Annotated in this window: 10 protein-coding genes; 3 read left to right on the forward strand and 7 right to left on the reverse strand. The window is 47.4% G+C overall.

Annotated features, from left to right (window positions below):
* Window positions 1-1,419: 1,419 nt before the first annotated feature.
* The 3 genes from greA to HMPREF2955_RS10485 all read left to right on the forward strand — a co-directional run bounded on the left by greA (window position 1,420) and on the right by HMPREF2955_RS10485 (window position 3,686).
* The gene (greA, locus tag HMPREF2955_RS10475) at window positions 1,420-1,884 is read left to right on the forward strand and encodes a transcription elongation factor GreA (protein ID WP_070723357.1); all 465 of its coding nucleotides are present in this window, start codon (window positions 1,420-1,422) and stop codon (window positions 1,882-1,884) included.
* A 55-nt stretch (window positions 1,885-1,939) separates the two neighbouring features.
* Window positions 1,940-2,341 (forward strand): HIT family protein, encoded by a 402-nt coding sequence (locus HMPREF2955_RS10480; protein WP_070723358.1) that lies wholly within the window; start codon window positions 1,940-1,942, stop codon window positions 2,339-2,341.
* A gap of 967 nt (window positions 2,342-3,308) precedes the next feature.
* Window positions 3,309-3,686 (forward strand): fluoride efflux transporter FluC, encoded by a 378-nt coding sequence (locus tag HMPREF2955_RS10485; RefSeq protein ID WP_070723359.1) that lies wholly within the window; start codon window positions 3,309-3,311, stop codon window positions 3,684-3,686.
* A 374-nt stretch (window positions 3,687-4,060) separates the two neighbouring features.
* Here HMPREF2955_RS10485 and HMPREF2955_RS10490 read toward each other — a convergent pair whose 3' ends face one another.
* The 7 genes from HMPREF2955_RS10490 to HMPREF2955_RS10515 form a co-directional block, all read right to left on the reverse strand.
* Window positions 4,061-6,442 (reverse strand): glycoside hydrolase family 2 TIM barrel-domain containing protein, encoded by a 2,382-nt coding sequence (locus HMPREF2955_RS10490; RefSeq protein ID WP_070723361.1) that lies wholly within the window; start codon window positions 6,440-6,442, stop codon window positions 4,061-4,063.
* An 89-nt stretch (window positions 6,443-6,531) separates the two neighbouring features.
* On the reverse strand, window positions 6,532-7,374 hold the full coding sequence (gene lgt / locus HMPREF2955_RS10495) for a prolipoprotein diacylglyceryl transferase (protein WP_070723363.1): 843 nt from the start codon (window positions 7,372-7,374) through the stop codon (window positions 6,532-6,534).
* A 17-nt stretch (window positions 7,375-7,391) separates the two neighbouring features.
* Entirely contained in the window at window positions 7,392-7,658 is a 267-nt protein-coding gene (locus HMPREF2955_RS10500; protein WP_139145546.1) for a hypothetical protein, read from the reverse strand.
* On the reverse strand, window positions 7,651-8,751 hold the full coding sequence (gene ychF, locus HMPREF2955_RS10505; protein ID WP_070723368.1) for a redox-regulated ATPase YchF: 1,101 nt from the start codon (window positions 8,749-8,751) through the stop codon (window positions 7,651-7,653). The genes HMPREF2955_RS10500 and ychF overlap by 8 nt, the downstream gene beginning before the upstream one ends.
* Before the next feature lie 213 nt (window positions 8,752-8,964).
* Window positions 8,965-9,135, reverse strand: a complete 171-nt coding sequence (locus HMPREF2955_RS16315; protein WP_168166891.1) for a hypothetical protein — start codon at window positions 9,133-9,135, stop codon at window positions 8,965-8,967.
* A gap of 195 nt (window positions 9,136-9,330) precedes the next feature.
* Complete coding sequence (locus HMPREF2955_RS10510; protein ID WP_070723371.1) at window positions 9,331-9,792, reverse strand: lipocalin-like domain-containing protein; 462 nt, start codon at window positions 9,790-9,792, stop codon at window positions 9,331-9,333.
* 250 nt (window positions 9,793-10,042) lie between these two features.
* Window positions 10,043-10,576 carry an RNA methyltransferase gene (locus tag HMPREF2955_RS10515; protein WP_070723373.1) on the reverse strand — a complete coding sequence of 178 codons (534 nt, stop codon included), beginning with the start codon at window positions 10,574-10,576 and terminating at the stop codon, window positions 10,043-10,045.
* Window positions 10,577-11,169 lie beyond the last annotated feature (593 nt).

Raw genomic sequence — 11,169 nt, forward strand, 5'->3', positions numbered from 1 at the left:
TTTTATCCACCAACTGCTCACCTTGCCGCAAAAATTCGATTCTCGCGGAGGTTTGTTTTAGGGCTAAAAGGGGTTAGTTGTTCATGCTGGCAAAATGAATATTAATTTAAACAAAGCACCATTTACACCACTTTGGGGGCTATTTGCCGCTAATTTTGGTGCGTTTTGGTGCAAAATGACCTGCGTTTTGATGCTAAATGCAGTGGTTTTTGCCGCTAGATGTGGGGCGATAAGCATAAAAATACGTCGTAATTGTATAAATATAATTTATTAGGACCATGAAACACATGCCTAAAAAGGACAAAATAGTGGTTAAAAAGTGGAGTTTTGGGGGTAAAATGCAGGTAATTGGACTTGAAAATTTTGCGAGTTGGCGACCAAATAGAAAGGCAAAGTGGTGCAAAATGCAGGCGGATTTCTTAAAAATGGACTAAAACAAGAGCTCGCAAAACGGAAAAACGCAGTCAATTGCATGTTTTTAAGCCCCATTTCTCGCTAGAATGAGTGGCGAATAAAATGCGTTTTGTAAAACAAAAGCAACATATTTAACAGAAATGTGGCTGCAGAAAAAGATTAAGAGACGGCACTTTATGCCCAATTTGGAGCGTTAAGCGGCCGCTTGTTCACACAGAACTAAGTCCAAGACTCCAAAACATTCCATCTAAACAACCCTGAATGCAGCTTATATGCCATCCGCATTAGAACACTAAGGCCACAAAATTTCCATCCAAGCAACCCTAGATGTGGCTTATATGACATCCGCATTAGAACGCTAAGGCCACAAAAAAACCATCTAACCAACCCTGAATACAGCTTGTATGGCATCCGTATTAGAAAGCCAAGGCCACAAAATTTCCATCCTACCAACCCTGGATGTAGCTTGTATGGCATCCGTATTAGAAAGCCAAGTCCCCCAAAATTCCATCTAACCAACCCTGAATACAGCTTGTATGGCATCCGTATTAGAATGCCAAGGCCTGAAACATTCCATCTAACCAACCCTAAATGTGGCATATATACCATCCGCATTAGAACGCTAAGGCCACAAACTTTCCATCTAACCAGCCTCTTAGACAGCACCCAAACGAGAGCGGAAGACATGCAGCTTTCTATGCAAACAAACAGCTTGCCAACGGTAAAACGTAACATAAAACACACCGCATTTAAACATTTTTTACATACAAGGCTTGTCCCTTTGCATAAAATTACCTAACTTTGCAGCATCCATATCCACACAAAGAAATAATGAGACTTTTTCTTTAAGCCATAAATGCAACGTAAAGCGAACCTAAAACGTTGCTTGGCAGGAAGGTGTGTTGAACACGAACATCAATGATTCCGACAACATGAGGCTGTCGGAATTTGTAGTTATTTGTCATCGGAAAAACTAACACCAACATAATTTAAGGTTAAAAGAATATGGCTTACATGTCACAAGAAGGCTACGAGAAACTCGTGGCAGAGCTTAGACGGCTCGAATCCATTGAACGCCCCAAGGCATCGGCTGCCATTGCCGAGGCCAGAGATAAGGGCGACTTGAGTGAAAATTCGGAGTACGACGCGGCTAAGGAGGCTCAGGCTCACCTTGAAGACAAGATAAACAAGTTCAAGGTGGCCATCAACGAGGCGAAAATCGTTGATACATCTAGACTTAGCAGTGATGCCGTGCAGATTCTTTCGAAGGTGCAGATGACTAATCTCACAACGAAAGCAAAGATGACGTACACCATTGTGAGCGAAAGCGAAGCGAACCTGAAAGAGGGCAAAATAGCTATCACAACGCCCATCGCACAGGGTTTGCTCAACAAAAAAGAGGGCGACGAGGTGGAAATTACCATCCCACGCGGCACCATCAAATTGAGAATAGACAAGATTACGATTTAAAGCTGCTGCATCTGGCAGCCGCACAAATGCCCATAACCTAAACGCAACTAACATTATGGATATATTCAGCAAAATCGCAGCAGGCGAAATTCCTAGCTATAAGTGCGCGGAAAACGAACAGTTCTACGCATTCCTCGACATCAACCCGCTGATGGAAGGCCATACTTTGGTTATTCCACGCAGGGAAGTGGACTACATCTTCGATATGGACGACGACGAATTGGCCGACTTCCAGCTGTTTGCCAAACGCGTTGCACGCGCCGTGAAAACGGCCTGCCCCTGCGTTAAGGTGGCACAGGTGGTGCTGGGCTTGGAGGTTCCTCATGCACATATTCATCTGCTACCCCTGAAATCGGAGGCTGATGCCGACTTTAAACGAGAGAAACTGAAACTTCCTGCTGAGCAAATGCAAAGCATCGCTGATAAGATATATGCGGCATTCAAGTCGCAACAATAGTATGAGGGGCTAAACAAAAGCCTACTCATCAGCTCGTTTTCGAATTAAGTGAAAAAAGAGTGTCGCGCTTTGCGACACTCTTTTTTTGTTTTTAAGCTAGTTCGACTCACAATAAAAGAGAACAAAAAACACACTCAGCCCCTCTCGGCCTCACCCCCAGCCCCTCTCCAAGAGGAGAGGGGAGTGATATGACTTGCTGTTTTGGGGGCAAATGGAAACTGGTTTCGCTGTCTTGCTTATCTTTTCTGCTCGTTTATGACAGCTACTAAAAGTGCATATTGTAGCTTTGTTCTTCGTAACAGATAGATTTAAGAGAGTTTCAAGAGGGGTTTTACGGAAAATGATTATACCTTTTGTTTCATTGTATGCTGGATTTAAGAAGTTTTCAAGAGGTTTCTATTCCCGTTTTTCACCAAGTTTTCAATGCCAAATGTGGGCTTTGAAAACAATAAATGCTTAACTTTGTGACGGCATAATGAGGTGGGAAACTGGCTAATGAATGTGTTATGCTTGGGAATGCTTATGCAATGTCGGTAGAGATTAGTGCGTGAACAGGACTATGCACTGCTACAAACACTTCCAATTGGTCGCATTTAGCCACACGTCTGATTGCGTGAACAGGGCTATGCACGGCTACAAACGCGGTTAACAATGCAAAGGTTTGTAACTAGATGCCTTGCGAATGAATGCGCTATATATAAATAAGGAGACAAAGAAGGTGGCGTTGAATATAATACAAGGGGCTTGCGAATAAATGCCCCATATATATAATAAGGAGACCAAGAAGGGGGCGTTGAACATTAAAAAGAGCAGTGTTGGTGGGCTGACGAACCTCTGAATTGATGGGCTTATCGCATAAGGCATCGGGTTTATTAGGCACAAGTGTATCGCTTGGAAAGGCTTGCAGGATGGTAAAGAAACAAAATAAATAACTGAGAAACTCAGAAAACATTAAACAATTACGCTTATGATACGCAACATCATATTGGTGGCCGTGGGCGGCGCAGTGGGTAGCGCACTTCGTTACGCGCTGTCGTGGCTGTGGCCAGCAACACAAAACGGCGGACTACCCCTCGGCACTTTGGCGGCCAACATATTGGGATGCCTTGTCATCGGCTTTGTGGGAACGCTGCTGCCACGGTGGTTTGGCGGTGGCGAAGGGTTTAGACTGCTGGTTTGTGTGGGCTTTTGCGGCGGACTAACAACGCTTAGTTCGCTGGTAAACGAAACGTCGGGGATGACGCATACCAACCAAACCCTTATGGCAGCAGGCTATTTGGGCGCAAGTGTTGCCCTAGGTTTCGTGGCTCTTCATTGCGGAACGTGGTTGGCAAGCAGGGTTTAGCGGCCTGAATGAGGCATAAACCGAAACCAGTCATTACGGATTTTCAAAAGCAAAGTGTTAGGAATATCTTCCGCTGATGTTTGAAGTACGACCAGCGAGTTAACTCTTTGCACGCGTTCTGTGTTTCCTTTGGCAAAATGAAAGCGGATTTTTCTAACGAACCAATTGGGGATAAACAACAACGGCAAGCGACTGGTGGATGTTCACCAAGCACTTGCCGTTTTGTTTGTTAGATGGTTAGCCTATCTAAAAGTAGTTGAACAATGGGGCTTAAATAAACCTAAGAACGCTAGGAAAACCAATAAGCACCCATACGCCCAATAACGCTAACCGATGTGTGTAGCCGTTTGTAAACCGGGCTATACCCTGCCCTCTTAGTTCTGCCAGATGGTAGAGATGTTGCGAGCAGGTGCCTTTACATCCATCTTTACCTTGCCCTTAGCCTTATTGCTTTGCACCGTAACAACCAGCTGGCCATGGAAAAGGCGCATGTGGGGCAAGTGGAACATTTCGAGAGAAGTGGCATCGCCGTTGCAAACAGCCTTGAACGTGGCTGCTCCGCTAACGTCGAACGTTAGTTCGTCGTCGGCATCGGGACACAGATTGCCGTCCTTATCCACCATCGACACCGTGAGATAAAGCAGGTCTTGACCATCGGCGGCAAGCGAAGGCTTATCGGCCTGCACCACCAAATGATGGGGTTCGCCAGCCGTACGCACCACTTGTTCGGCCGCAGGCTTACCATTGGCATCGTAAGCAATTACTTTTAGTTCGCCAGGTTGGTACACCACGTTGTTCCAACGCAGGCGGTAGCGGTCTAGTCGCGATGCTTTGTCTTTCTTGATGCGGCCTTGGCTCTGTCCGTTTACAAAGAGTTCGGCCTCTGGATAGCTGGTGTAGCAGTACACAGGCGTTTGCTGTCCTTCACGTCCTGGCCACGTCCAATGGGGCAAAAGGTGCAAGGTTGGTTGCTTTTCGTTCCATACTGAGCGGTACAAATAGAACCTATCCTTGGGCAATCCGGCCAAATCTACCGCGCCAAAATAGCTACTTCGCGAGGGCCAATACGAGTAATAGGGAGTGGGTTCGCCCAAATAGTCGATGCCCGTCCATATAAATTGGCCAATGGTAAAGCTGCGATCGTCTTGCGCTATCAGGTCATCGTCGGGCAAATTACTCCACCCGCAGCATTCCACATCGTACGAAGAGCATTGCCCATCCTTATAAGTAGCCATCTTTTTCTCGTCGACGGGGAACTTATACACCCCGCGACTGCTCACCGTTGAGGTGGTTTCGGAGCCGAGGATAAAGCCTTGGCGTTGCTTGGAGATAAGTTCATCGTAAAGGTTTACGCGATAATTAAAACCCGGAACATCTAATGCGGCGTAAAATCCGCACTCGGTATTGGCCTTAGGATTGTCGCCACCGCAGGTTACGGGGCGCGTATTATCTAGCTGATGACAATAGTCGGTCATGTCTTTCGCCCTTTGTGCGCCCTCCTTGTTCCATTGTTCGGGAATTTCGTTACCAATGCTCCACATCACGATAGAGGGGTGGTTGCGATGTCCGCGTATCAGGTTTTCGAGGTCTTTACGCCACCATTGGTCGTAAAACAGGTTGTAGCCGTTTTTCACTTTGGGTTCTTTCCATGCGTCGAAACTCTCGGCCATAACCATCATACCCATCGAGTCGCACACTTGCATTTGCATTTGCGACGGCATGTTGTGGGAGGTACGAATGGCATCCACACCCATATCCTTCATCAAACGTATCTGACGAATGATGGCTGCCTTGTTAACGGCTGCACCCAAAGGGCCTAAATCGTGGTGCAAACACACGCCCTTAAACTTGCGCGACTGGCCGTTTAGCTGGAAACCATGCTCCTTGCTAACGGCCACAGTGCGTATTCCCACACGTTGGCGCAGGCGGTCGGCCAGTTTGTTGCCTTGATATAGGCTTACTTCGAGCGTGTAGAGATAGGGTTGTTCGGGGCTCCATGCCTTGGCATTGGCCACATTCAGCTGTACCGCGGCCGTGCCTTGGGCGTTGGCCGTGAGGTTTTTCTGCGCCACAGCACGGCCGTTTGCATCGAGCAATCTCACTGCAAGGCGTGCAGCAGCTTTGCCTTTGGGCGTTGTGGCCTGCGTTTCTACATACACCTGTGCCTTACTTCCTGCAAGATTTACCGTTTTAAAGATGGTTGCCCAGGGGTCTATTCGGGCATCGCCTGCCGTGATGAGCGTTACAGGACGATAAAGACCTGCACCCGGATACCAACGGCTGCTCTCCTCTTGGTTGTTCAGCAGCACGCGAACTTCGTTTACGCCACTCTTCACGTAGGGCGAAATGTCTAGTCGGAACGCGTTATAGCCATACATCCAACGACCAGCCTCGCGCCCGTTGACATAAACAACGGGTTCGCTCATGGCCCCATCGAAATAGAGCGTGGTATGCTTTGTGCCGGCGGGTAGCCTGAAGGTGGTACGATACTCTCCCTTACCAATCCACGGCAAAGCACCCGAACGCCCCGTATGGTCTATGGCTTCGGTTTGTCCGTCTTGCTCGATAGCTAGGTGTTGAATGTCCCATTTCCGGTCGAAAGGCCCCGTTATGGCCCAATCGTGCGGCACATCAACCTGCTGCCAATCCTTTCCGTCGCGCGAGAATTGCCACTTGTCGAGGTTTCGTTCCTGTCTGATTTGCGCCTGCGCAACCGATGCGAGGGCAAGAAAAGCTAAGATAAGCGTTTGTTTCATTGTTGTTTTTGAGGTTTATGGAGTGAGCTACGGCAGGTCTTTTCCTTGGCCATTGCCGTAGTTAGGGCATGTTCTGCCCTGTGGTTTCGTTATTTTGCAGCTTGCCCCTTGCCTTTTCTGCGCATGCAATAGATGCCGATGGCGATGAAGGGGAGCGAGAGAATCTGACCCATATTGAGGGGCATACCGCTTTCAAAGTCTACTTGTATGTCCTTGGTATATTCGATAAAGAATCGGAATGTGAAGATGAGCGTGAGACAAAGTCCGAAGAAGAAACCCGTACCCACACGCTGCGGATGCTTGCGATAGAGCCAAAGACCCACGAAGAAGAACACGAAATAGGCGATGGCCTCGTATAACTGCCCCGGATGGCGCGGCATCTTATCCACCCTTTCGAAGATAAACGCCCAAGGCACATCGGTTACTTTGCCGATGATTTCCGAGTTCATGAGGTTGCCTAAGCGGATAAAGCAGGCCGTTATGGGGGTGGCAATGGCGATATTATCGAGCACTTGCCACAGGTTTAGCCGCGTTCGGCGGTAGTAAAGGTAAAGAGCAACGATGAGTCCGATGGTTCCGCCGTGCGATGCCAGCCCTTCGTAGCCCACGAATTTCCATCCTCCACCGGGCAAAAAGTGGATGGGCACAATCATTTCGATGAAGTGTTGCCAGCTGGTTAGGTAGTATTCGGGCTGGTAGAACAGGCAATGACCTAGTCGTGCGCCCAAAAGTATGCCGAAAAAGCAATAAAGGAAGAGCGGATCGAAGAGCTCGTCTTTTATCTTTTGCTGCTTGTAAAGGCGCTGCACGATGAAGTAGGCCAACACAAGACCAATGAGCCAGCACAAGGAGTACCAGCGAACGGAGAACCCAAAGAGGTGAAAAGCCTCAACATCGGGGTTCCAAAGGATGTAGTTAAGGTGTGATAACATTTGTCTTTATTTAGATTTTATGCGTGCGCAATGGGGGGTTGCGCAACGCGTTCTGAGCCATTTTGGCGGCTGTCTTCTTCCATTTTAGCGGCTGTATGCTGCCATTTTAGACGAATAACTCCTTGTTGGTGCAAATGGGTTCGCGCCACATCGCCACCCACAAAGCACCGTTCGGCGTACTGCGAAACGGATTTTTTCGGGCCATATACGATGATGCGGGGCGAGAGATAGGCGCACATCGGGTATGATTGCAGCCCATTTCGCCCAGCAAGATATCTACACATTGAACCTGAAGTGCATGATGTCGCCATCTTGCACCACATAGTCTTTACCCTCGATGCCTAGCTTTCCGGCTTCGCGCACGGCCGATTCCGACCCATATTCGATGTAATCGTCGTACTTAATAACCTCTGCGCGGATAAATCCTTTCTCGAAATCGGTGTGAATAACGCCTGCACATTGGGGCGCTTTCCAACCTCGGTGGTAGGTCCAAGCCTTTACTTCCATCTCGCCGGCCGTGATAAAGGTTTGCAAATTGAGCAAGGCGTAGGCCTTTTTGATAAGTCGGTTAACGCCACTTTCTTCCAAACCCAGCTCGTCGAGGAACATTTGCTTGTCCTCATAGCTTTCTAGCGAGGCGATGTCTTCTTCGGTTTTGCCTGCAATAACCAGCACTTCGGCACCTTCGGCCTTAGCCACTTCTTCCACCTTTCGGCTGTAATCGTTGCCTGTTTTGGCCGCGGCCTCGTCTACATTGCAGACGTACAGCACGGGTTTTGCGGTAAGTAGGAAGAGGTCGTGTGCGGCTTGCTGCTCTTCTTTGCTTTCGAATGTCACGTTGCGGGCGTTCATTCCCTTCTCCAACACCTCCTTGTAGGCCGTCAGTACGGCAACATTCAGCTTGGCATCCTTGTTTCCTGCTGCCGCTGCCTTTTGGTCTTTGGCCAGTCGAGCCTCGATGGTTTCGAGGTCTTTCAGCTGCAATTCGGTGTCGATTATTTCTTTATCGCGTATGGGATCAATGGTTCCGTCTACGTGTGTGATGTTTTCGTCGTCGAAACAACGTAGTACATGTATCACGGCATCGGTTTCGCGGATGTTTCCCAAGAACTTATTTCCCAGTCCTTCGCCTTTTGATGCGCCCTTAACAAGCCCTGCGATGTCTACTATTTCGCACGTTGCGGGTACTATTCTGCCAGGATGAACAATCTCGGCGAGGCGTGTTAGGCGTTCGTCGGGCACGGTAATAACGCCCACATTGGGCTCGATGGTGCAGAAAGGGAAGTTAGCTGCCTGTGCCTTAGCACTTGAAAGGCAATTGAAGAGAGTGGACTTGCCCACGTTGGGCAGCCCTACTATACCACATTTTAATGACATGTCTTGTTGTTTACAATTATATATATAATGTGCAAAGTTAGTGCAGAAATTCGAGAAACACGAATAAAAGTGGTATGGTTTGCGGCAAAGAGTCTATGATAAGTGGCTGATTTTAATATTCAAAGGTGCTTTGGCGTTGCACTTGCGTATGCTTGTTCTTGCTTTGTGCAGCCCTGTTCTTCATATTCAAAGGTGTTTTGGGGTTGTTCTTGCTTAGGGTTGTTCTTGCTTTATGCAGCCCCGTTCTTCATATTCAAAGGGGTTTTGGGGTTGCTCTCGCGTAGGGTTGCCCTTGCTTTGTGCAGCCCTGTTCTTCATATTCAAAGGTGTTTTTGGGTTGCTCTTGCGTGGGTTGCCCTTGCTTTGTGCAGCCCCGTTCTTCATATTCAAAGGTGTTTTTGGCGGCTACATCGTGGGGTTAGGCCCGCTTTTATGCAGCCCCATCAACGCTTGATGATGCCATTGGTTGCAGATGTTTAATGCTTATCATGGCAAACAGGCAGACATCTCGCGATGTCTGCACTGCAAATGTCCGCCGGCATCAGTCGGCGTATCATGCTTTTCTTGTATTTACCCTGGTCAGGGGGTCACTTTAAACCTGGTGTAAGTTGCTATCTCCTCTCCTTTCTGTTGTTTAGACAGTTTATTTTCTTTAATTACGAACTTGAATGCATCTTTGCGCACAGCGTCTGTTCCTTTCACTTCAACAAACAGTGAGTCCTCCTTTACGGTGTACGTTCCTTCCTCTACTTTCGCCTCTTTGTTCTTGGGGTCACTGGTCTTTAAATAAGTGCCGTCTTTTTGGTAAACTTCGAAAACGGGAACGGGTTTTTCCGATTCTCCCTCACCAGTGCCTTCGCCAACTTTCTCCTTCATGTCTTGTTGCCAAGTTCCGACGATGGCGCTAACCTTTTCTTTCTTTTTTTCGACTGGCACATCGTCGTCGTCGTTTGAACATGAGGATAAAGTAACTCCCATAAAAAGGATGGCCACTAGGCCAAGAAAGCCCAGTAGGGCCTTGTCAAATGTTGTTTTTTTCATGATTGATATGTTTAATAAATACTTTTATCGTTTGCAAAGATACGACATTTTGTGTAACCAAAAAAGAAAAGCGAGGGCTTTTTCTGTTGCTCCCTGTGTTAAAAATCTAGATTAGATATAAAGTGTCTTGCAGATTATTCAGATTGTAACAACTAGTGTTCGGTTTGTAAGAAGAGATTAACAGAAAAGTAAACAAGTGGACGAGTTGACAAGAAGACAAGTGGACGAGTTGACAAGTTAACGCGCCAACTCACTTATTGCCAATCTTCATGGCAAACTCCCACACCACAATTCCAGCCGCAACCGACACGTTGAGCGAGTGTTTGGTGCCAAACTGGGGTATTTCAAGACAGCCGTCGCAGCGGTCTACCACGGCTTGTTGCACGCCTTTCACCTCGTTTCCCAGCACAACGGCATAACGTTGGCCCTCGTTGGTTTGCAGATTTTGCAGCATGGTAGAGCCTGCCACTTGCTCCACGGCAAGCACTTTGGTTGCATGGGCGTGCAATTCGTCAACGGCATCGGTGGTTTCTGAGAAGTATTTCCACGTCACACTATCCTCCGCGCCCAACGCGGTCTTATGAATATCGGCACTTGGCGGTGTTGCCGTGATGCCACAAAGATAGACGGCCTCAACACGAAAGGCATCGCACGAACGCAACACCGAACCTACATTGTGCAAAGAACGCACGTTATCTAACACCACCACTAGCGGCAACTTGCTGGCTGCCTTAAATTCGTCCACCGTCAAGCGGTGCATTTCTATGGTTTTTAATTTACGCAAAGCTCAATAATGTTTTTAGTTTGTGAGTTGTTCAGTTCGCGAGTAGAAGTGGTCTTTACCTTTAAGACCTCCACCAATAGCGTGATACTTATTATCTTCGTGTTGCGAAAAGCAAACCAAGATAAACACTCCGCTCCTGTACGAAGTACTACACAAAGTTACGACATAATTTGAAATATTGTCTCATTTATCAGTGGCAAAACGCGGTTATCCCTCTAAAAGTAACACAAACCCATAAACAGATCCACCCATATTCTTACCAACCCACAAACCCATCAACCCATAAACTTATCCACTCATAAACTCATGAACTCACAAACTCAAACACTTACCAACTGATATACTTAGCATCGCACAAACCCATCAACCCTTAAACTTACCCACTTATAAACTTACTAAATCACAAACTCATCAACTCAGAACCTTAAATTTTTGCAACAGACTTTACAAAACACTTTATTTCCGGCACCCATTCTAGCGAGAAAAAGGGCTAAAAAGCAAGCAATTAGCCACAGATTTCTGCCTTACGAGGTTCCGTTTTAGTCCATTTTTAAGAACACAACCTGTATTTTGCACCATTTTGCCTTTCTATT

The sequence above is a fragment of the Prevotella sp. HMSC073D09 genome, from assembly GCF_001814145.1.
GTDB lineage: Bacteria > Bacteroidota > Bacteroidia > Bacteroidales > Bacteroidaceae > Prevotella > Prevotella conceptionensis.

Coding starts and splice junctions, on each gene's coding strand:
- HMPREF2955_RS10490 (WP_070723361.1), bottom strand. CDS start 6,442: ATGAAACAAACGCTTATCTTAGCTTTTCTTGCCCTCGCATCGGTTGCG.
- lgt (WP_070723363.1), bottom strand. CDS start 7,374: ATGTTATCACACCTTAACTACATCCTTTGGAACCCCGATGTTGAGGCT.
- greA (WP_070723357.1), top strand. CDS start 1,420: ATGGCTTACATGTCACAAGAAGGCTACGAGAAACTCGTGGCAGAGCTT.
- HMPREF2955_RS10485 (WP_070723359.1), top strand. CDS start 3,309: ATGATACGCAACATCATATTGGTGGCCGTGGGCGGCGCAGTGGGTAGC.
- HMPREF2955_RS16315 (WP_168166891.1), bottom strand. CDS start 9,135: ATGAAGAACGGGGCTGCACAAAGCAAGGGCAACCCACGCAAGAGCAAC.
- HMPREF2955_RS10510 (WP_070723371.1), bottom strand. CDS start 9,792: ATGAAAAAAACAACATTTGACAAGGCCCTACTGGGCTTTCTTGGCCTA.
- ychF (WP_070723368.1), bottom strand. CDS start 8,751: ATGTCATTAAAATGTGGTATAGTAGGGCTGCCCAACGTGGGCAAGTCC.
- HMPREF2955_RS10480 (WP_070723358.1), top strand. CDS start 1,940: ATGGATATATTCAGCAAAATCGCAGCAGGCGAAATTCCTAGCTATAAG.
- HMPREF2955_RS10500 (WP_139145546.1), bottom strand. CDS start 7,658: ATGTGTAGATATCTTGCTGGGCGAAATGGGCTGCAATCATACCCGATG.